We start from the raw sequence: 20,394 nt of genomic DNA on the forward strand, positions 1-20,394 counted from the left end.
GCTAGCCGCTCACCTTGTTCAAGTGATTGGTAATGCCTGGGTGCTCAAGTAGCGGTTGATGCATTTGATGTGCTGCCATGACGTCCGTGTTGGTTCCGAAAAACGATACGCCTGTTTCGGTAACCACAAAGCTTAGACTGCAAACGTGCAAATATGATGATTCATCAAAGAAGCGCAGCAGGGCTTTTCTAATAGCAGCCCAGTTGGGTAGGTGCTCACCGACTAGGGTTTGGGCGGTGTCAGGGTGTTGCAAATAGGTGTCTATAACGCCCTGCTGGTTAAGCCCGCGGCATGCTGTAATTAAGCCAGTTTGTGGATTGATACTGGCACTAAGCGCGCCTTCTTCTACCCGCATTGGTGTGTTTGATGAGGTTGCCATGCTGCCCACCGTTAAGCTAGCAGCGGCTATTTCAGGCAGTCCTTCATCGGGTTCACGTACCAGTAATACGTGCAGCAGATGGTAGCCATCAGGGCTTATTTTAGTTAACCAACTATGTTGAACCGGCGCTGTGGAAATGATCAACGCCTCGTTGTGCTCTTGTGCTTCTTCAACTAACTGATTAACAAATGCTTTTTGAAACGTTTGCGAGTCACTGCTCTCTACCAGCTTTATTTTGCGGTACTGCGCGTGGTTATCCGGTGCTAGTGAATGCACGTGCACTTCGCTAGGCGCTGTATTTCCGTTCGTCCACCACGGTGGTTCTAACCACTGAGCACCGTTTTTAGAAATCATGCAGATGTTTTTTTCAACGCCGAAGTAATTGGCCAACACATGGCCACATAGCACTCGATCGGAGAGGACGGTTTGGTACTTTTGATTAATTGATTGCAACCTAAGAGACTGGTAATCACTCAAGTAGGCATTAAGGTCGTTTTCAGTTAAATCGTACAGGCCTGCTCGGCTTCTGTAGAACCCGCTGTGAAATAGCTGGCGGCTTTGCTCTTCTTTTATGGTTGGCGCGTTATCTTCCCAGAACCTGAGCGTAAAGTCTTTCCAGGCTTGCAGGGAGGCGATGTCGTCGGCGTGCGCGATGCTTTCTTTATGTGTTGAGAACATAGTGTTTAATAGCCACCTATAAAAATCTATTCGTCGTCGCTGGCTTCTTGAAGCGATTTCAACACCGCCAGATCTTTGCGCAATATTTTGAGCTTCTCTTCCATATCGCCTTTTAGCTCTGCTAACTCTTCCGGCGACACGCTATTATTGCCTTTCGCTGCTAGATAAAGGGCTTTTGCTTCTTTGTGTATTTTCCTTGCTGCTCTGACATCTTGACGGGTTTTTTTAAGCTTTTCTGCTTCATGTATACCAAATGCCTTATGGTAGGCATCAATCGCATCGTCGATATCATCAAACCAAGTAGCTTCGCCTTTATTGATAAAAATGCCTGCCTGGCAAAGCTCTCTGAGTATGCCTTCGCTATGCGAGACCATAATAAGACTGGCCTTGCCGGTTTTTTCCCGAAAGGCAGCTTTTGCTTTGGCTTTAAAGTTTTTATCACCCACTGCCGTGGCTTCATCAGAAATGTAGACGTCGAAATCAAACGCAAGCGATAGGCCAAACGAGATACGCGAGCGCATCCCTGAGGAGAAGGTTCTGACAGGTTCATCGAAGGCAGTGCCTATTTCCGCGAAGTCTTCTACATATTTGATGACTCGCTTTACATCTTCGCTAGAACTACCGTGAACCCGGGCAACAAACTTGACGTTTTGCCGGGCTGTCATGTTTTTTTGCATGCCGCCTGAAAGACCGACTGGCCAAGAAACCTTGGTGTGGCGAATCACTTCGCCTCTTTCGGGCTTATCCATACCGGCAATTAAGCGTAGTAACGTTGATTTGCCTGCACCGTTCGCCCCTATCAGACCCACGCTCACCTTGGGGGGAATGGTAAGGTTGATATTTTTCAATACCCAGTCGCTACCGTGGTGGTTGTGGTAGCGCTTGTAGAGGTTACGAATTTCGATCATGTGCTACCTAAAGCATGGTGCATCAATAAATAATAGGCCCTGCTGATCTTTGCTTGAGAGCTGCGGCGGCTGATTACTGACCAGAGGCCATTGGATATTGAGCGTGGGGTCGTTCCAGCACAGCGTTATTTCATCACCTGGGGCGTAATAATCAGTGCATTTGTATTGGAACTCGGCTTCTTCACTGGCGACATAAAAGCCGTGGGCAAAGCCGGGAGGAACCCAAAGCATTTGTTTGTTCTGTTCGCTGAGCGTTACGCCCACCCACTGACCAAAGGTTGGCGAGCTTTGGCGCATATCCACCGCAACATCGAAAACTTCGCCACGGGTTACCCGCACTAGTTTGCCCTGGGGCTGTTGGTACTGGTAGTGCAGGCCACGCAGAATGCCACGGGCAGATTTACTGTGATTATCTTGTACAAAGGTGTAGTGGCCACAGTGGGCTTCAAATTCGCTTTGGCGAAAGGTTTCCATAAAGAAACCGCGCTCATCGCCGAAGACTTGGGGGGTCATTAACACTACATCGGGAATGGCGAGTTTTTCGTATTGCATTAAACATCCTTTAGCCATTGCCGAGTTTGTTTAGCCAATCTTGGCTTCTACTTTTTATCTTTCGCCTTCAATAGGCGCTGTAGGTATTGGCCGTATTGGGTTTTTGCTAGTGGCTGGGCTAGTTTAGCTAGGTGTTCGTCGCTAATCCACTGCTGCTGCCAGGCGATCTCTTCTAGGCAGGCGATTTTAAGGCCTTGGCGGTGTTCAATGGTTTGCACGTATTGGCTGGCTTCTAGCAAGCTGTCGTGGGTGCCGGTGTCTAGCCAAGCAAAGCCGCGGCCTAGGCGTTCTACGCGTAAATCACCACGCTTTAGATAGGCATTATTCACACTGGTAATTTCTAGCTCGCCACGCTCTGAAGGCAGTACGTTTTTGGCGATTTCAACAACATCGTTATCGTAGAAATACAGTCCGGTCACGGCGTAGGCAGATTTTGGCTCTTCTGGCTTCTCTTCAATAGAAATAGCTTTGCCCTGCTCATCAAATTCCACTACGCCGAAGCGCTCAGGGTCTTTCACCAAATAGCCAAATACCGTCGCGCCTGACGTGTGTGAACTGGCGCGCTTTAGCTGATCGGAAAAATGCTGCCCATGGAAAATGTTGTCGCCCAGCACCAAGCAAACGGGGCTTTCGCCGATAAACGCTTCCCCAATGATAAACGCTTGGGCTAGGCCATCGGGGCTCGGCTGCTCTGCGTACTCTAGGCGAATGCCAAAGTCTTCGCCGGTGCCTAGTAGGTTTTGGTACTGGGGAAGGTCTTCCGGCGTTGAGATGACCAGAATATCGCGGATACCTGCCAGCATAAGGACCGAGATCGGGTAGTAGATCATCGGCTTGTCGTAAATCGGCAGGAGTTGCTTGGATACACCACGGGTAATGGGGTGTAACCGCGTGCCCGAGCCACCGGCCAAAATAATGCCTTTTCTTTGTGAGCTTTGGCTCATAGTCATCCATTAACCTTCTGTCCTGTCATTCCCGCATGCTTTTAGCGGGAATCCAGTTTGAGTTTAGTACATCGGCCTCAGCGGGTAAGGTCAAGGTGGATTCCCGATAAACCCGCTCGGGAATGACACCTTACTCCTCGTCATTCCCGCATGCCCTTAGCGGGAATCTATTTTGATGTTAGTACTTCGGCTTCAGTGGGTAAGGTCAAGGTGGATTCCCGATAAACCCGCTCGGGAATGACACCTTACTCCTCGTCATTCCCGCATGCCCTTAGCGGGAATCTATTTTGATGTTAGTACTTCGGCTTCAGTGGGTAAGGTCAAGGTGGATTCCCGATTACCCCACTCGGGAATGACGTGGGTGTGGTTTGTCGGGAATGATGCCTACTGACTGTCACTCCCCGCGTGCCTGCCGCTCTGTCATTCCCGCGTGCCCTTAGCGGGAATCCAGTTTGATTTTAGTACTCTGACCTCAGCGGGTAAGGTCAAGGTGGATTCCCGATAAACCCGCTCGGGAATGACGTGGGTGTGGTTTGTCGGGAATGATGCCTACTGACTGTCACTCCCGCCATGCCCGCCGCCTTGTCATTCCCGCGTGCCCGCCGCCTTGTCATTCCCGCGTGCCTGCCGCCTTGTCATTCCCGCGTGCCTGCCGCTCCGTCATTCCCGCATGCTTTTAGCGGGAATCCATTGTGGTTCTGCTAGTTAGGCTAAAGTATGTCAGGGTAGAGGTCTTTCCAGTGTGGGTTGTGGTTTTCGATTAACTGAATTTTCCACGCTCTGTTCCATTTTTTGAGTTGCTTCTCGCGTTTTATAGCCGCTTCCATATCACTTGCTTGTTCAAAGTATACGAGTTGGTTGGTTACATACCTTGCTGTGAAACCGTCGTATGAGTGTTGCTTGTGCTGCCATGCTCGCTGGACTAAGTCGCTGGTCACACCGATATAAAGTGTGCCGCGTTTTCCGCTGGCCATTATGTATACGCAAGGCTGTTTTTGCATGACTTGTTAACGACCGGGCTATTGATCCAGATATTCACGCAATGTCAGCCCCAACTGGCTTTGCCAGGATGGCATGGTGATGCCTAGTGCTTTTTCCAGCTTGCCCAGCGCCATGCGTGAATTCAGCGGGCGTTGGGCGGGCGTTGGGTATTCTGCCGAGGGGATGCCGACGGTATTTTCAGGCGTAATCGCCAGTGCTTCCTCTGCTTCACGCGCCTGGTTGAAAATTTCGCTGGCGAAGCCGTGCCAGCTGGTTTCACCGCGTGGGGCGAGATGATAAACCCCTGGCGGGATATTAATAGTCAGTGGTGAGCCTTGAGTGGTGAATGCCTGTGCGGTGACTTGAGCGATTAGCCGTGCTGGCGTAGGCGCGCCGATTTGATCATTAACGATGCTCAATGCATCCCGTTCGCGGCCCAGGCGCAGCATGGTTTTCATAAAGTTGTTGCCACGGGCAGCGTACACCCAGCTCGTGCGGAAAATCAGGTGGCTGGCACCGCTTTCAGACACCGCGTTGTCCCCTTCCAGCTTGGTTTGGCCGTAAACGCTTAGCGGGCCGGTGAGGCTATCTTCCTGCCAGGGGGTTTCGCCGTTGCCTGGGTAGACGTAATCCGTTGAGTAATGCACCAGGGGAATGCCCTGCTTCGCGGCGTAGCCAGCCAGTTGCGCGGGCAATTCGGCGTTTAGGCGTTTCGCCTGCTCTGGTTCACTCTCAGCGTTATCAACAGCTGTGTAGGCAGCGGCATTGAGAATCAGGTCAGGCCGGTGTTTTTCAAGATAAACATTGACGGCTTCGGCGTTGGCTAGGTCGAGTTCTTGGCGCACTGGGGCCAGGATAGTGCCAAACGGCGCAAACTGTCGCTGGAGTTCAAAGCCGGCCTGGCCGTTACCACCGGTGATGAAGATGTTCATGAAATACTACCCAATCGCTGGCCTTGGTAGCTGCCGTCTTGTACGCGCTTCCACCAGGTTTCGTTGGCGAGATACCATTTAACGGTTTTGCGTAAGCCGGTTTCAAAGGTTTCTTCTGGCTTCCAGCCGAGCTCGCGTTCGATTTTGCTGGCATCAATAGCATAACGTACGTCGTGGCCTGGGCGATCAGTCACAAACGTGATCAGCTCACGGTATGAACTCTCTTGCGGCACTAGCTCTTGCAACAGATCACACAGCGTTTCAACGACGGTTAGATTGGCTTTTTCATTATGCCCGCCGATATTGTAGGTATCACCTATTGCACCTTCGGTGGCGACTTTGATCAGGGCGCGGGCGTGGTCTTCTACATAGAGCCAGTCACGGATTTGCTGTCCATCGCCATATACCGACAGCGGCTTGCCTGCCAGGGCGTTGAGGATCATCAACGGAATTAGCTTTTCCGGAAAGTGGTATGGCCCGTAGTTGTTAGAGCAGTTGGTGACCAATGTGGGCAAGCCGTAGGTACGTTGCCAAGCGCGCACCAGATGGTCTGAACTGGCTTTACTCGCCGAGTATGGAGAGCTGGGCGCGTAGTGAGTGTCTTCTGTGAAAAGATCGTCTGTGCCTTTTAGGTCGCCATACACTTCATCAGTGCTGATGTGATGAAACCGAAACGCTTCTGCTTTGTCAGCATCTTGCTGCTGCAGGTCTTTCCAGTAAGCGCGGGCGGCTTCTAGCAAGACAGCCGTACCAACCACGTTGGTTTGAATAAATGCGGCGGGGCCATCAATAGAACGATCTACATGGCTTTCTGCTGCGAGATGCATCACTACGTCGGGCTGGTGCTGTTCAAACAGATGCTGCATCGCAGGGGCATCGCAAATATCTGCTTGCACAAACGTGTAGCGTTCGCTGTCGGAGATACTTTCCAGCGATTCTAGGTTGCCTGCATAGGTGAGTTTATCGACATTCACGACACGGTGGCCGGTGTTATGGATTAACTCACGAATAACGGCAGAGCCGATGAAGCCTGCACCACCGGTAATTAAAAATTGCATGGGCACTTTTATAAAGACCTTGAACTGATGACTAATACCGGCAAATCGTAATTGAGTAGCACGCTTAATACTTAATCATTACCGAACAGGTCACGGGTGTAGACTTTTTCAGAGACATCGTCTAACTCACTGTTCATTCGGTTACTTAAAATCAAGTCTGCTTCTTGCTTGAACGCGGCTAGATCATTAATGACTCGGGAGTTATAGAAATCTTCTTCGTGAAGCGTTGGCTCATACACGATGACTTCGATCCCTCTTGCTTTAAGACGCTTCATCACGCCTTGCATAGCACTGGCTCGGAAGTTATCAGACCCAGCTTTCATGATCAGTCGATAAACGCCCACTACTTTGGGGTTACGCTTCAAAACGGCTTTGGCAATGAAATCTTTGCGGGTGCGGTTTGCATCCACAATGGCTTGAATCATATTGTTCGGTACGTCTTGATAGTTGGCAAGCAGTTGCTTGGTGTCTTTGGGGAGACAATATCCCCCATAGCCAAAGCTTGGGTTGTTGTAGTGTTTGCCAATTCGTGGGTCCAACCCCACCCCTTCAATGATTTGCCGAGCGTCTAAGCCATGCGTTTCTGCGTAAGTATCCAACTCATTAAAGTAGGCAACTCGCATTGCTAAATAGGTGTTGGCGAACAGTTTAATCGCTTCTGCTTCTGTGCTGTTGGTTAGTAGAATGGGGGCATCTTTTTCGATAGCTCCTTGCTTGAGCATATTGGCAAATTGCTCTGCCCGCTCAGAACGCTCGCCTACAATAATTCGTGATGGATGAAGGTTGTCGTAAAGCGCTTTGCCTTCACGCAGAAACTCTGGCGAGAATATCAGGTTCTTAGTATTAAATTTTTCGCTAGCGCTCGCGGTATACCCTACCGGCACAGTTGATTTAATCACCATTAACGCATGGGGATTAACCTTTATAACTTGCTGTATCACCGCCTCAACACTTTGGGTATTAAACGTGTTGGTCATGGGATCGTAGTCGGTAGGCGTAGCAATGATGACAATGTCAGCATTGGCATAGGCGCTTTCAGCATCATGCGTGGCGGTAAAATGTAGATCATCGCGATTAAGAAAATGGCTAATTTCGCTGTCTTCAATCGGCGATTGCTTTAAGTTGAGTTTGTCTACTTTTTCTTTAACGATGTCTACTGCTGTGACACTGTTGTTCTGCGCTAGCAGCATAGCGTTAGAAAGACCTACGTAACCTGTACCTGCTACAGCAATGTTTTTCATGCGTTCTCGGTTATCGATGTTGGGGTTGCCTATTATGGCGACACTTGCCTTACGGGGCGGCTGCGCCGCTGTTGCGGGTGCAGCTAATCATAGGTGCGGCGTTAGACTTCTCAGGCAGCTTGACTTTTTAAAAGCGGCCATGCCCCTTGCTTGGAGGCATCTAAAATAACGATTTCAGTGATTGTCCCGTCTTCTGCATAGCTAATATGCGTATTCCAGTCCTGAGACACTTCTTTGACGGTCGTTTTTTCTGAGAGGTGCAGCACTAAAATATCATCTGCCTCATCGTAAGTAGTACGCATTACTTTTACTCCCACTCAAAATGATGCATTACTGTTTTCACTACAACTTTTTCTTCCAGGACGGCTGCAACACATAAGAGGTTGTCTTGCCTATTATCAAAATGTTTTGCCACCCAGACTCGCACATCATCTTTATGCTTCACCGTACCTTCTTCTATCAATTCGATTAACTCGCCATCATTTATGTTTCTAGTAGCCATTCTTTCGCTAGCATGACGAGTGATGTGTATTTCTGAATTAAATCGGTGGCTATACATAGTTAAGGCTAGCGCATTTTTCAAATCAGGTGGTGTAACTCGAAACAGTCCTGGGGCTGCGAGCAATACCATTGGCTCGTTACACCGCATTACGTATTGATATTTAGCGGTTTGCTTTTGCGCTGATACAGCGCGTCCAGTTCATCTTTGAGCGCGGTTTTGGCGGTTTGTTCACCGTGCACAAGGTGTATGGTGTGGGGCCAACGTCGCATACATTTTACAAAATTAAGCAGGTCTTTTTGGTCTGCATGGGCAGAGTAGCCGCTAATAGTGGTAATGCCAGCGTGAATATCGATTCGCTGACCCTCAATTTCCACCCAACCGCCCTGTGGGCCATATTGCTGTATCGCTCGCCCTGGCGTGCCTGCGCCTTGATACCCCACGAACAATACCTGGTGGCACTCATCGCCTAGCATGGTTTTTAGGTAGTTCATGATACGCCCACCCGCACACATGCCACTGGCAGCAATGACAACTGCCGGACGGCCGGTTTTCGCAAGGTATTGGACAGTTTGCTCGTGGGCTTCGTGGCTTTCTACGGTGTAGAGATTTTCGAAGTTGAGCGGGTGGCGGCCACTGTGTAGGCGGCGCTGGGCTTCCTTGTCCCAGTAGGGTTTAAGCTGGCGGTACACACGGGTAAAGCGCGCTGCCAAGGGGGAGTCGACGATAATCTCTAGCTGCTGCCACTGGCTGTTTTTGTTGCGCTTGGCTTCATGAATAATGCCTTCTAGCTCGTATAACAGCTCTTGTGTACGGCCTATACTGAAGGCTGGCACCATCACCGTACCGCCGTTACCAAGGGCTTTTTCTATGGCATTTCTAAGCGTGGCACGGCGCGTGCGACGGCCTACGTGCTGTCGGTCGCCGTAGGTACTCTCTAGCACTAGCTGGTCGCAGCTGTAGGGCGATTTTGGTGCGGGTAGCAAAGGTGCGTAGGGTGCACCGAGATCGCCACTGAAGACAACGCGCTCTTTGCTGCCATCGTTATGTTGGTGGGCCACTTCAACATAGCTTGAGCCAAGGATGTGCCCTGCCCGCTTCAGCTTGATGCGAGTGGTGATACTTTGATTGGCTTCTTTACTTTCATCTACCACGGTGTGCCACTTTCCGTAGGGCACACCGATGATTTGCGATTCGAGCTGAGCCTGGAAACGTTGGATGAGCTCCGCATTACGTGTGAAACCGATCTTTAGAGCGTCTTCAATCACTAGCGGTAGCAGTATGGCCGAAGGAACCGAGCAGATAATGGGGCCTTTATAACCCGCCGCCAGCAAGTAAGGCAGCCGCCCCACGTGGTCAATATGTACGTGTGTGATAACCAGTGCTTTAACGGTACTGATATCAAATTCAATTTGCAGCTGTTGGAAGCTGTCTTCTAGTGCATCTTCGCCTTGAAAGAGGCCACAATCTACCAACAGTGAGTGTTTACTGTTGAGAATGAGCTGGTGACAACTACCTGTTACGCCTGTTGCGCCACCGTGATGAATAATATCTAGCATCGAAATTCCTTTTTCGGTGGCGTTATAAGACAACTAGGCCAATGTTTTGCACGGAATGAAAGCCCTTCTCACTCTTCCACTCTCACTCATCAATCCCTGTGGTCTTTCACGATCATCATGATCATGCTGAGAATAAAAGCCAGGAAGATAGTGATGATGGCGAACACACTGCTGTTATAAAGGCGGTTTGGTTCGGTTGGGTATTCTGGGAATAGCGGGCTTTGTAGCACACTCACCTGCTTGAGCTGGCGGGCAGCTTCTAAGCGAGTATTTTCCAGCGCAGCTAATGCGCTTGAATAGGTTTCTTGAGCAAACTGGGCTTGAAGCTCTAGCGTTTCATATTCAGCAGATACACGGTTGAGCGAGTTGCCCGTTGCTTGGGCTAGGCGATCCCGCTGCTCAACGATTTGGTCGCGCAATGCGGTGATGCTGCGTTCGACTTGGCGCAGCTCGGCTGACTGCGAGCTTTGGAAGCTTGCCAATGCATTGCGTTGCGCTTGCAGACGGGCTAAGTCGCCTTCTAGCGTAGCGACAACTTGGTTGATACTTTCTACCGTTGAGGTGGGCGATACTAGACCATACTCGTTTTGAAATTCGAGCAGCTCAGTACGCGTCTCACGAAAACGATCTTCCAGACGAATCATCTGCTGCTCTAAAAAGCGAACCTGCTCTTCGGCTAAGCGATGGCCCATCGTATTCATATGGTTTTCGCCTGCCTCAAGCAGCAATGCAGCCATATCATGAGCAAATTCGGGTGTGTAACCTTGGACGTGAATATTTAGAACACCAGCATACTCATCCAGTTCTACTTCTACCCGGCGTAGGTAATATTTGTGCAAGTCTTCAATGGGGACATTAGGGTCGCGTAACTTGGCAAAAATATCGCCGTGTTCGCTGTAGTGCTGGCGAATATCGAGCTGTTCATCCAATAAACGTAGCATATCGACTGAAAGCAAATGCTCACGCAGCAACAGAAGATCATGGGTATTACCACCGCCACCACTCATAAGCGAAGAAAGGCTGAATTCAGGTGTGGCGACTTGTGGGCTTTCTAGCACTACCGTAGCACGGGACACATAGCGCTCTTCTGCCCAGACAAACCAATAAAAAGACACAAGCAGAATAGCAACAAATGCTACTGCCCAGTGAGGCGATGTTTTTACGAATCGGCGTAGGGAAGCTTGCATGAATTATTTTGCCTTTAACTTATCAACAAAGCGCAGGTGCATTAGAAGGCCTAGCGATATGGTGGTGAGAGTAAATAACCAGAAATAAAGCATGCTGGTACCGTGAACCACCTGATAGTTCTCAAAGAAGCCTAACCGGAGCACTTCTAGTCCATGGGGAATGGGGTTCAACATCAGATATTCGAGTAACCAGTGAGGCAAACTATTCAAGGGAATAATAACCCCAGATACGATCATGAGCGGTAATGAGAGCATTCGAATCACTTTGCCCACTTCAGGCACCAAGGTTGCGGCAACGGATGTCAAAAGCCCCAAGCCTAGCCCTAGGCTCCACAATGATAGCCAAGCAGCCATGACGCGCACGGCGTTGTCGGGATACATATCCAATCCCAGTAGCAGCCCGCCAGCAATAAAGATCAGAAACACTAAACTACGTAGCGCACCCTCAAGAAAATTGCGGACAATCACGGGGTCTACTGGCTGTACTTGGCGGTAGGCAAACAGCGAACTGTTACCTTCTATTGCCCCCATCCCGCGTAGCATGCCCTCTCGTACCAGCATAAACCCCATAAGGCCGGCGATTAACCAAGGAATAAACTCGGCATTTACGACTAACTTACCACCGCGGATAAAGCTACGTACGGATACCATAATGCCGACAAACGCCACTGGTTCGAAAATCATCCAGAACCAGCCCATACGGTCGGCCATCGTGCGGGAAAGTGCTTCCCGCATGAACATGGCATACCAAACGCTGCGGGTAACTTGCCAAGGCGTACGGGCACCCTTCGGCGCGCCTTTTACATTTGCCATAGCTCTACTTTTTGAAAGTGAAATAAGTTATGCGGCTTTTAATTTGCCACGGACACTCACTGAAAACACGGACAAAGTCAAAAGAATAGCATTTGGTTTTATCCGTGCTTTCCGTGTCGTCTGTAGCTAGAGCCGTTACAGATCAACTGCAACGCGAGTGGCGACAGCAATTTGGAACAATATCTGCGTGAGCGTAGAAGCTAGCTGCAGGTTGTGGGTAGGTGCAGCGGGCATGACCAGAATTTCATCGCCTGGGCGCAGGTTAACGTTGCGGGCATTTTCTACCGCGCCGTTCTGGCGGACCACTAGTATGTGGTCTTCATCGGCGCGGTTGGTGAGGCCTCCAGCGCTTTCGATGTAGTCAATCACATTCATGCCAGGGCGATAAACAGCTGCTTGGGGCACAAGCACTTCACCGCTAATGAGCATCGAATCGCTCAACTCAGGAATGGTAATGATGTCGCCGTCCTGCAAACGGATATCGGAAATTTGGTCGTTGTAGGAGACCACTAAACGGCCACTGGGCTCTAACTCACGGGCACGTTCAATGAAGTTTTGGATAAGCTCGGCCTCTTGGGCGCGAATTTTCGCTTCTTCATTTGTGCTGGATTCGGCGCCGAGGTAGGTAGTTTCTAAGCGGCGTAAGCTGTCTTCCATGGATTGCTGTTGCTGCTCCCTAACGCTTTCACGCTGTAGTGAAATGCTTTCCACGGCGGTCATGTTTTCCGGCACAGGAATGGCATCTAGCAGTTCGCTTAAGCGGGCATCACGAGGTAACGCGTAACGTGAGGGTCCGTAGTAGCTACCTTCTATTTCCACCACGATCGTTTCACTGCGCTTGTCAGCGCTGAACAAAACTTCATCGCCACTACGGATGGTTTGACCGTAGAACATATCAATGGGGAAGTATTGAGCAATGGGGCCATCCTCCCGGTTACCGCGTAGCAGCACATGGGAAACACCACTTCTCAAGCGCGCCAAATTAACTAACTCGGCACCGCTTAATTGGTTGCCCAGCAATTCATAACGGTGCTCACGGTGTACATCGCCTCCCACCGCAATCGCGGGGCCGCGCTCTTCGACCACGATGGTGTCGCCATCTTGAAACTGCGGACGGGCAATAGAGCCATTGATAAGGAAGTCGTAGAGGTCGACCGTGGCAACCGTACGATCATTACGCATCACGCGAATTTGCCGGTAACTGCCAAGGTCTTGATCGATGCCACCTGCTTGATCGAGGAAATAGAGTACAGAATCGTTCGGCGTGCCTGCGAAACGACCAGGATTTTCAACGTAGCCGGTCACGAAAACAGCAACGGGCTGAACACCTTGTACGTTGGTATAGACCTGTACGTTTTCTGGGTAAACCGACGTAATGGCACCGCGCACGCTGCTATCTACTTGCTGGCTATTTTGGCCCTCTACATTTAATGGCCCTGAGCCAGGAATAAAGATATTGCCTTGGGCATCCACCGGTAGCACGCGATCAAATTCAAATGCCCCCCAGGCGCGCACGGTAATTTGATCACCGGGCTTTACTTGATAGTCAGCATTCAGGCCATCGCCCATCGCGCCACGAAATCCACCGCTAAACAGGTTAGCCCCGAATGGCGGTAGCGCATCGGGGTTTTGCGGCGGAGCGCTAACCGGGCCGTAAGTGCCGCTACGCCAATCGGCGCGGGGCGTATCATCTACCTGCTCTTGCTGCTCGCGGGTTTGCTCTTCCGGCAAAATAGTATTGGGCAAACTAATGCTTTGTGCCCAGCCCGTCGTGCTGACGGCACTACTCATAATGACCAAAGAGACAACGGCAAGAGGGCGTTTAAACGAAAACTGTTTAAGGAGACGAATAGTGTTCATTATTAGCGCCCTTGTGCTGCAGTGGATGTCGCGGAAGTGCTTTGACTCAACACTCGCTGATTAACCCAGCCATTGGGGGTCTCACAGGTGAGCGCGATGCGTGCAGCGCCACTTCCTGATTCTACTACCTGCAGCTGTCGACACGCTCTACCACTGGCCGCGAGGTAAGGGGCGTCTGCAACGATTTCGACGTTATCACCCCAAGGGCTGCGCGCCAGGTTCATAACTGCCCCAGCAGGTGCTTGAGATAAAAAGCCATTGAGGTTGTCGTCACTCAGCAATTTGGCTGAGTCGGTATTCAGCACATACTGCGCTTGCTGTTGTGTGCTGTTGGGATAGGTAGCGCAGCCGCTTACTACGGCAACGCTTAACGCTGCCAGCAGCATGCGAGCTGGCCGCGTTAGAGAAAATGGGCTATTTGACATGATATTTTCCAGTAAAAAGGCACGCTACCGCCCAGGGATTCTAACGGGCGTATTCCCTTGCCCTACGCTGTGCGGCTTAAAAAGTGGTTAACCTGTGCTATCAAAGCGGTGCCATTGTAAGGGATTAACTGGCGAGGCTCTACATTGACAAACCTTATACAGTTAATTCATTAAATTTTGCTACATTACCCATGAAACACATAAAAAAAGCCAGATCTGTAAGAACTGGCTTTTTTTGTTACGGGATCAACGACTTAAAAGTTAACTTTGGGACTTGGTATGACTTGCTTCTCTCGTAAGATTTGCATAGACACCCCAAAACGAGGCTAGTAAAAAAGCATACATCATCACACCGCTGTTATGAGTTAAGAACGCTTGAGACAGGCCAAAGTCGATATAAGTGACTGGGAGCAGCACGCCTGCGGTAGCAATAGACCGAATTGCCAAGTTGTCGGCGCCTATCTGCCTGGCGAACAAGCGCATTGGAATGATGTAGAGCGCTAATAAAACAAACAAGCCAATCAAACCGCGCTTGGCAAAAGCATCTATAAATTCATTGTGTGCGTGGCCGTACGAAGCGGCCTCTTGGTCAATCACGCCTTCTTCTCCCAGTGCTGCCATCGCCTGCTCGTAACCATTACTTCCCCAGCCTATTAACGGCTTCTCTTGAATTAACAGCGTTGCCCCACGCCACATTTCAAACCTAGAACCCACCGAGGTGGAACGGCTCTCACCAGAGATATACAAACTGACATCATTAAACGCTTGATGGACGCGGCTTTGCACACCAAGCTGAGGAACCGCGTAGACGGCAACACCACCAATTAATACCGCACTAATAGCCGCGACTTTTAGCTTTGGTGAGAACCCCGCCCCATAAGCGCGATATAGCACCAGCAATACGATAGGAAAGCCTACCCACCCCCCTCGACTGCCTGAAAATAGCGAGCCCAGTATGCCGCCCATCGCCCCCAGCAGCATGAAAGCCACCCACACGTTGCGCTGTCGCTGAACAGCGGCCCATCCAAGCCCCGCCAAACAAAGCACCCCGAGTAACATACTTAGGTTGCCGAATTGGATAACGTGGGTGTGACCACCCGCTCGAGCGACGCCTTCAACTAGTTTTTGCCACCCAGCCCAACTACCAGCGGATATCGCCCCAACGGCAATGCCCCCCCACAAAAAAGCGAGTTTAGGGGGGTAGGCAATCACCCACCACATAGCAGGCACGGCGAGTATAAAGCGGATGGGTTTATCGATCCCCCGGCTACCTTGTGCATCCCACCAGGCTTCAGCAAGACTAACAAGTGCATAGGCCACTAAAGTGGCGATGACCCATCGATCCTGGACAGTGAGCTGCGGCAAGCGCCTCATTATCAAAAGACCAACGCCCGCCAAAAACAGCACCACCGCCCCCAGCGAGTAGCCACTGGGAATCACCAGCGCCAAGGCGCCTAACAGAAAAATCGCCACACTAGTTAACCAGTGTGGCGCGTATCGTGAGCCGTTTGCAGGCAAATTTTGAGACACCATCAAAGCAAGGTTCCTGATGACTGTTGAACACTCGCAAAAGCTATAAGCCTTCACACAGATTTACATTATTACAGGGCTTATACTGTCGAGCCAACCGACACCTTGAAAACGCGCTTCGATATCATTCTATTAATAGGCGTTTTTATTGATAAAACCTTTAAAAATAGTCATTACAATAATCTTTAGATCCAGCCATAAAGACCAGTTATCGATATACCAAAGATCATACTCAACGCGCCTCTGCATTTTTTGCAGAGTGTCAGTCTCCCCGCGCAATCCGTTGACTTGCGCCCAGCCAGTAATTCCCGGCTTTACCTTATGGCGTCGCATATAAGATTCCACCAGCTCTTTATACTGCTCGTTATGAGCCAATGCGTGAGGGCGCGGCCCCACTATCGACATTCTCCCCTGCAGTACATTAAAAAACTGCGGTAACTCATCTAACGATGTACGCCTTAAGAACGCACCGATCGTTGTAATGCGGCTATCATTTTTCTTTGCTTGGGTAACTTGCCCATCATTTTCATTGTGCACGTGCATGGAGCGGAATTTATAGACTTTAAAGTGCCGCCCATTGGAGCCTTCCCGGTACTGCTTAAAAAGCACTGGCCCTGGTGATGTGAACTTAATGGCTAACGCAATCGCCGCACATACCGGCAATATAAGCAGAGAAATTAGCGCCCCGATCACAATATCTTCAGAACGTTTAATAAAACGTGACATGCCGCTCATTGGGGAAACGCTTAAGTCTATCGCGTAATGGCCTGCCACTTCCGACATGCGATGATTCAGCAGGTGCATATCTTGAAAAGCGGGAATAAAACGTACTTCTGCAGTGTGGTTACGCAGCGCGTAAAATAACGCCCGCACTACCTCACCCATCTCAAAAGGTACGCAGATCCACACTTCCCGAGCATTAGATTCATTGATACGTCGCGCGATGCGATCTATGCAGGCATTGTTTAGTGGCGCTTTAATACGCTCAACACCGGCAATCGTGTGGCCTTCCCAGGAGGCACTGCGAATCCCCTTGGCAACATCAAGTACGTTTTGACTTGGACCGATTAGAAATACTGGCCGACGTGCGCCACCTCGTAAACGCACATGCCGCAGCCCTAACTGGACCAACAACCGCGCCCCTCCCGCCATTAGAAACGATGCCATCAGCGTTAATCCTATCCAAAGCCGTGAGTAACGCTCTGCGGCGTGAGCAAAATAGATAAGCGATGCGGCGGTAATTCCAACGACTAACCAGACCAACGAGAGCTTTGCCAACATGTGATAGATGGGCGTGATACGCCAACGTTTATAGCTCTCTGACATGCTGTTGATTACTAGCACTAATAAAGCGATGCAGATTAGCGCCAACACATATCGTTCGTGAAGCTGGAATGAGCCAAAGCGCATGAAGTGTGCCAGCCACCCGCCAACGAAAATAGAGAACACATCAAAAAACGGAAAGACCACCTGCGGCGGGTAACGCTCCGAAAACGTCATTGTTTTAGGATTACCCATTGTTGTCATCCTTTGCTACTGGCTTGTTGGTGGTCAGCCTGCTGCCTGCTCAGAATACTTTCAACACCTAAGCTAAAGACATTGTGAAAGCTAAACTTCTGTCGCACCTTTTTGGCTTCTTCCGACATATCTGCTTTGGCAACTGGAGACATCGCGTAGTAACTTTTAAGCGCCCGAGACAGCCCTTCAGCTTCATCGCTATAAAAATAGCCATTCCTATTATTATCTAGGTACTCGCTGGCTGCTTTCAGTTGATGGTTGGCAATTACCGGCGTACCACAAGCGAGCGCTTCCAATGCAACTAAACCAAAACTTTCTGTCTCCGACACCGAAGGAAACACGAACACGTCAAACGTGGCCATGATAGCTGGGAGCTGTTCCCGGGCTAACGCACCCTTAAATTCCACTTCTTCTGCAACACCCAATCGCTCGGCAAGAGCTTCTAAGGCTGATCGCTGTGAACCATCGCCCACGATAGTCAATTTGGCGCCAGGTATACCCAGCTTTGAAAAGGCTTCAATTAGCTCGTGACAGTTTTTCACCGTCTCTAGCCGAGATACAAACCCAATACTAAAGGTATCACCATCATTCTGCAGTTCTTGTTTATCAACATCTCCTCTGGCGAAGAACTCCTCTCCGACACAGTCAGGAAACACCTTTATCACTTTTTCGATAGGAAGCTTCAGTTCATCACTTACTTTTTCCCGATAGTAATCAGAAGGAACAACGTAAAGGTCAACATCTTCTTTAATAGCATTAAATAGGGCTGTAAAAAAACGTGACCCTGTTATTTTTTTGAGATCAGAACCATGAAAACGCAACACTGTATATCTCTTCTTACCCAGCAGCTTACTTAAAAAAAGCACTGGCAGAAAATATACTGGATAGTGAATTTCTAACATTGCACTCTTAGGCTGCGAAAAAACCGAGAAAACACAACGGATTATTAAATCCGCATAAAGCATTACTTTAGACAACTTACCAGTTGGCTTTTTTCTAATCGCAACCAGCATCACATTGTTCTCACCGATAACCTGCTTCCATGCACGCTCAGTAGAGCGTACGAATGTACCATAAAATGGTGCACAGTTTGTCGGGTACATGTTAGTCCATAACAATAGCCGTTTCATTCGTTAACACTCCCTAACCCCAAGTAAGCACCAATACGTCGCCCTAGAGTGTTGTCGCTAGCGTTGTCGACAGCCGCGATGGGAATGCCATTAGCAGCCTGGGCCACACAGGTATCTAACGCTGCGTGAAAAGCATTTCTGTCAAAGCAAAATGTTAGTGAAGGGTATTGATTAGCAAACGCATTGGCGGTATCTAGCTGATGGTCATTTCGGTGTTCAGAATACGCAAGCTCTCGCGGCAGAAACACGCCTCTTTTTTGGTTATCTAGGCATGATAGAATGCTTCCCATACCTGCGTGAGAAACGACAACTTCCGCTTGGGAAAACAATTGGTAATATTGATCGCTTGACAATGTTTTATAAATAACCATGCTATCGCTTTCAAAATGACTCTCTTCCCCTACTTGAGCCACCACATTCCCTGTATACCCTGACTTTTCTAACCATTGTGCAATATAGGTTAACATACGGTCAAAAGGCAGCTGTGTACCTACCGTAATAAAGATCATAAAACTTTTCCCCAGAAAGAAAGGCGCTTATCCTGCTCTGCCAAGTGCTCCCATTGTGTTAAACATACATCGCAGAATAGTTTAGCTATTTTCCCTGAAAACGATAAGGTTTGATAATTTGCCATACTATCTACCCAAATCACTTTTTTACCGAGCACCTTCCCGATAACACAAAACAGAAGCCCCGGTAAAGCACCCGTTGATATGACAACATCTGGGCGCGATTTTTTTATCACGCCAAACACCTCTCGAGCAACTTTAAGCAGTTTCTTTATACCACTTTCGCGATGAATATTAGTAATTTCGTAAACAATACAACTATTAATGGTGACATTTGGCTCACTTACGCCAAACATAAATTCAACACCGCTACAATCAGATGTTTTTTTAATTTGCTGATACAATCGCTTTAGCTGAACAAAATGGCCACCAAAAGAAGCTACCATTAAAATTTTCATGTTTAAACGCCCCTAGCTTCCAGTAATTCTATTCTCAGCATGTATAGATAGGCTATCAATAACGCTGTAGCGCTTGATGCAATTCCAGAATTAACAACATGACCTGCTGTAAGACTTACTCCAACCATCACGCCTATGAGCAGTAAAAAACATATACTACTATTTGCATGGCGCTTGAAAATGCTTATCGCGTAACCAGTGCCTAATAACCAGGGGAAATAAAATAGTATAGGCCCAACGACGCCGAAAGCGACCCATACATCAATAACATCAATTTCCACAATGGAACCAGTTGCAGCGCGCAGCTTGTCAACACCCACGCCTAACAGGACGTCCAAAAAACTAAAATTCACAATAACGCTGCTATATGCGGCATGCACAAAGGTAGTCCGCCCACTAAGTAACGCCCCCCAGATACCGCCGTGAAGACTATAAAGATATAAAATTCTATCAAGCAAGCCAGTTGCTTGAATAAATTGATAGCCCAGCATCAACATAACAAGCGTACCAACAAGACCCAATATATAGATAACAGGAATACGCTTTACATTGAAGTAGCCACCGCGGATCAAAGCACACAAATAGGCAAGACAGATTCCAATCATGGCGACCTTAGTGGCCTTCATTAAGAAAAAAAACAGCAGCACCAGAAACACTCCGGAAAGCACCCAAACGTTTCTATTTTCAGCGATATAAAAAAGAACGATGCTTGCGGAAGCGAGCATTAAATAGCTCATTTCGTTACCAGCAATAATAAAACCCTTACCGCCTATTCCACCAGCGTACTGAGACTCTCCAATGCCAAAAATACCTAGAGCAACATTCGCCGCCATAGCAACAAAGTATAGAAGCATTAATGAAGCTATCTTTCTTCTACTCCAAAAGCCGCCTTTAGCACTTTCACCTATTAGATAAAACAGTAGAGCAAGTGTTAAAAGCCCTCTTACAGCCCAGGTAATACTTTCCGTCACCGCACCATAGACAATCATTTGATAACAAATGCTAACTACTACCAACGCGATCATAATCAGTAGCCGAAAAAAACGCCAAGGGTGGTACACCAGCAACATGAGCACAATACCTATGAAGCCTAAGGCTTTATAGGGAGCAGATATACTTGGTATTGCCGCCTCCTGATAATAGAAGTAGCCATTCAAGGTATCTACTGCTGGCCATAACACCAGAAACATCAACAGTGTGATATCAAGGCAAGTCTTAACCTTTACATCCATG

The 20,394-nt window shown here is 49.0% G+C and carries 21 protein-coding genes; all 21 read right to left on the reverse strand.

Translation table 11 applies throughout. The features are described from left to right. Nucleotide 1 precedes the first annotated feature (1 nt). The 21 genes from NDQ72_13430 to NDQ72_13530 all read right to left on the reverse strand — a co-directional run bounded on the left by NDQ72_13430 (nt 2) and on the right by NDQ72_13530 (nt 20,393). Nucleotides 2-1,057, reverse strand: coding sequence for a hypothetical protein (locus NDQ72_13430; GenBank protein WKD27061.1), 1,056 nt, complete (start codon nt 1,055-1,057; stop codon nt 2-4). 26 nt (nt 1,058-1,083) lie between these two features. Then, complete coding sequence (locus tag NDQ72_13435; GenBank protein WKD27062.1) at nt 1,084-1,965, reverse strand: ABC transporter ATP-binding protein; 882 nt, start codon at nt 1,963-1,965, stop codon at nt 1,084-1,086. Between the two features lie 3 nt (nt 1,966-1,968). Then, nucleotides 1,969-2,517 (reverse strand): dTDP-4-dehydrorhamnose 3,5-epimerase, encoded by a 549-nt coding sequence (rfbC, locus tag NDQ72_13440; GenBank protein ID WKD27063.1) that lies wholly within the window; start codon nt 2,515-2,517, stop codon nt 1,969-1,971. Nucleotides 2,518-2,564: 47 nt separating this feature from the next. Continuing rightward, entirely contained in the window at nt 2,565-3,461 is an 897-nt protein-coding gene (rfbA, locus tag NDQ72_13445; protein WKD27064.1) for a glucose-1-phosphate thymidylyltransferase RfbA, read from the reverse strand. Between the two features lie 710 nt (nt 3,462-4,171). Further along, complete coding sequence (locus NDQ72_13450) at nt 4,172-4,435, reverse strand: GIY-YIG nuclease family protein (protein ID WKD27065.1); 264 nt, start codon at nt 4,433-4,435, stop codon at nt 4,172-4,174. Nucleotides 4,436-4,480: 45 nt separating this feature from the next. Continuing rightward, nucleotides 4,481-5,374 carry a dTDP-4-dehydrorhamnose reductase gene (gene rfbD, locus NDQ72_13455; protein WKD27066.1) on the reverse strand — a complete coding sequence of 298 codons (894 nt, stop codon included), beginning with the start codon at nt 5,372-5,374 and terminating at the stop codon, nt 4,481-4,483. Next, on the reverse strand, nt 5,371-6,432 hold the full coding sequence (rfbB, locus tag NDQ72_13460) for a dTDP-glucose 4,6-dehydratase (protein WKD27067.1): 1,062 nt from the start codon (nt 6,430-6,432) through the stop codon (nt 5,371-5,373). The genes rfbD and rfbB overlap by 4 nt, the downstream gene beginning before the upstream one ends. A 71-nt stretch (nt 6,433-6,503) precedes the next feature. After that, nucleotides 6,504-7,673 (reverse strand): nucleotide sugar dehydrogenase, encoded by a 1,170-nt coding sequence (locus tag NDQ72_13465; GenBank protein WKD27068.1) that lies wholly within the window; start codon nt 7,671-7,673, stop codon nt 6,504-6,506. 110 nt (nt 7,674-7,783) lie between these two features. Beyond that, nucleotides 7,784-7,975, reverse strand: coding sequence for a DUF2283 domain-containing protein (locus tag NDQ72_13470; protein WKD27069.1), 192 nt, complete (start codon nt 7,973-7,975; stop codon nt 7,784-7,786). A gap of 5 nt (nt 7,976-7,980) precedes the next feature. Further along, nucleotides 7,981-8,298 (reverse strand): DUF4258 domain-containing protein, encoded by a 318-nt coding sequence (locus tag NDQ72_13475; protein ID WKD27070.1) that lies wholly within the window; start codon nt 8,296-8,298, stop codon nt 7,981-7,983. Between the two features lie 23 nt (nt 8,299-8,321). After that, on the reverse strand, nt 8,322-9,731 hold the full coding sequence (locus tag NDQ72_13480; protein WKD27071.1) for an MBL fold metallo-hydrolase: 1,410 nt from the start codon (nt 9,729-9,731) through the stop codon (nt 8,322-8,324). 89 nt (nt 9,732-9,820) lie between these two features. Continuing rightward, entirely contained in the window at nt 9,821-10,918 is a 1,098-nt protein-coding gene (locus NDQ72_13485; protein WKD27072.1) for a chain-length determining protein, read from the reverse strand. A 3-nt stretch (nt 10,919-10,921) separates the two neighbouring features. Further along, nucleotides 10,922-11,731: an ABC transporter permease gene (locus NDQ72_13490; GenBank protein WKD27073.1), complete on the reverse strand. Its 810-nt coding sequence runs from the start codon at nt 11,729-11,731 to the stop codon at nt 10,922-10,924. A gap of 135 nt (nt 11,732-11,866) precedes the next feature. Further along, nucleotides 11,867-13,591, reverse strand: coding sequence for a polysaccharide export protein (locus NDQ72_13495; protein ID WKD27074.1), 1,725 nt, complete (start codon nt 13,589-13,591; stop codon nt 11,867-11,869). A 2-nt stretch (nt 13,592-13,593) separates the two neighbouring features. Further along, nucleotides 13,594-14,016 carry a hypothetical protein gene (locus NDQ72_13500; protein WKD27075.1) on the reverse strand — a complete coding sequence of 141 codons (423 nt, stop codon included), beginning with the start codon at nt 14,014-14,016 and terminating at the stop codon, nt 13,594-13,596. Nucleotides 14,017-14,277: 261 nt separating this feature from the next. Continuing rightward, on the reverse strand, nt 14,278-15,549 hold the full coding sequence (locus NDQ72_13505) for an O-antigen ligase family protein (GenBank protein WKD27076.1): 1,272 nt from the start codon (nt 15,547-15,549) through the stop codon (nt 14,278-14,280). 129 nt (nt 15,550-15,678) lie between these two features. Next, nucleotides 15,679-17,064: an undecaprenyl-phosphate glucose phosphotransferase gene (locus NDQ72_13510; GenBank protein WKD27077.1), complete on the reverse strand. Its 1,386-nt coding sequence runs from the start codon at nt 17,062-17,064 to the stop codon at nt 15,679-15,681. 5 nt (nt 17,065-17,069) lie between these two features. Beyond that, nucleotides 17,070-18,194, reverse strand: a complete 1,125-nt coding sequence (locus NDQ72_13515) for a glycosyltransferase family 4 protein (GenBank protein WKD27078.1) — start codon at nt 18,192-18,194, stop codon at nt 17,070-17,072. Next, on the reverse strand, nt 18,191-18,703 hold the full coding sequence (locus tag NDQ72_13520; protein ID WKD27079.1) for a glycosyl transferase family 28: 513 nt from the start codon (nt 18,701-18,703) through the stop codon (nt 18,191-18,193). The genes NDQ72_13515 and NDQ72_13520 overlap by 4 nt, the downstream gene beginning before the upstream one ends. Beyond that, a complete protein-coding gene (locus NDQ72_13525) occupies nt 18,700-19,161 on the reverse strand; it encodes a UDP-N-acetylglucosamine transferase subunit ALG14 (GenBank protein WKD27080.1) in 462 nt (153 codons plus the stop codon). The genes NDQ72_13520 and NDQ72_13525 overlap by 4 nt, the downstream gene beginning before the upstream one ends. A gap of 2 nt (nt 19,162-19,163) precedes the next feature. Then, a complete protein-coding gene (locus NDQ72_13530) occupies nt 19,164-20,393 on the reverse strand; it encodes an O-antigen ligase family protein (GenBank protein WKD27081.1) in 1,230 nt (409 codons plus the stop codon). Nucleotide 20,394 lies beyond the last annotated feature (1 nt).

The organism is Halomonas sp. KG2, from assembly GCA_030440445.1.
Taxonomy (GTDB): domain Bacteria; phylum Pseudomonadota; class Gammaproteobacteria; order Pseudomonadales; family Halomonadaceae; genus Vreelandella.

Excerpts from the sequence above, each read along its gene's own strand:
- NDQ72_13525 (WKD27080.1), bottom strand. The coding sequence starts at position 19,161 with ATGAAAATTTTAATGGTAGCTTCTTTTGGTGGCCATTTTGTTCAGCTA.
- NDQ72_13510 (WKD27077.1), bottom strand. The coding sequence starts at position 17,064 with ATGGGTAATCCTAAAACAATGACGTTTTCGGAGCGTTACCCGCCGCAG.
- NDQ72_13490 (WKD27073.1), bottom strand. The coding sequence starts at position 11,731 with ATGGCAAATGTAAAAGGCGCGCCGAAGGGTGCCCGTACGCCTTGGCAA.
- NDQ72_13450 (WKD27065.1), bottom strand. The coding sequence starts at position 4,435 with ATGGCCAGCGGAAAACGCGGCACACTTTATATCGGTGTGACCAGCGAC.
- NDQ72_13485 (WKD27072.1), bottom strand. The coding sequence starts at position 10,918 with ATGCAAGCTTCCCTACGCCGATTCGTAAAAACATCGCCTCACTGGGCA.
- NDQ72_13435 (WKD27062.1), bottom strand. The coding sequence starts at position 1,965 with ATGATCGAAATTCGTAACCTCTACAAGCGCTACCACAACCACCACGGT.
- NDQ72_13470 (WKD27069.1), bottom strand. The coding sequence starts at position 7,975 with ATGCGTACTACTTACGATGAGGCAGATGATATTTTAGTGCTGCACCTC.
- rfbD (WKD27066.1), bottom strand. The coding sequence starts at position 5,374 with ATGAACATCTTCATCACCGGTGGTAACGGCCAGGCCGGCTTTGAACTC.
- NDQ72_13480 (WKD27071.1), bottom strand. The coding sequence starts at position 9,731 with ATGCTAGATATTATTCATCACGGTGGCGCAACAGGCGTAACAGGTAGT.
- NDQ72_13495 (WKD27074.1), bottom strand. The coding sequence starts at position 13,591 with ATGAACACTATTCGTCTCCTTAAACAGTTTTCGTTTAAACGCCCTCTT.
- NDQ72_13515 (WKD27078.1), bottom strand. The coding sequence starts at position 18,194 with ATGAAACGGCTATTGTTATGGACTAACATGTACCCGACAAACTGTGCA.
- rfbA (WKD27064.1), bottom strand. The coding sequence starts at position 3,461 with ATGAGCCAAAGCTCACAAAGAAAAGGCATTATTTTGGCCGGTGGCTCG.
- NDQ72_13520 (WKD27079.1), bottom strand. The coding sequence starts at position 18,703 with ATGATCTTTATTACGGTAGGTACACAGCTGCCTTTTGACCGTATGTTA.
- NDQ72_13500 (WKD27075.1), bottom strand. The coding sequence starts at position 14,016 with ATGTCAAATAGCCCATTTTCTCTAACGCGGCCAGCTCGCATGCTGCTG.
- NDQ72_13530 (WKD27081.1), bottom strand. The coding sequence starts at position 20,393 with ATGGATGTAAAGGTTAAGACTTGCCTTGATATCACACTGTTGATGTTT.
- rfbB (WKD27067.1), bottom strand. The coding sequence starts at position 6,432 with ATGCAATTTTTAATTACCGGTGGTGCAGGCTTCATCGGCTCTGCCGTT.
- NDQ72_13465 (WKD27068.1), bottom strand. The coding sequence starts at position 7,673 with ATGAAAAACATTGCTGTAGCAGGTACAGGTTACGTAGGTCTTTCTAAC.
- NDQ72_13430 (WKD27061.1), bottom strand. The coding sequence starts at position 1,057 with ATGTTCTCAACACATAAAGAAAGCATCGCGCACGCCGACGACATCGCC.
- rfbC (WKD27063.1), bottom strand. The coding sequence starts at position 2,517 with ATGCAATACGAAAAACTCGCCATTCCCGATGTAGTGTTAATGACCCCC.
- NDQ72_13505 (WKD27076.1), bottom strand. The coding sequence starts at position 15,549 with ATGGTGTCTCAAAATTTGCCTGCAAACGGCTCACGATACGCGCCACAC.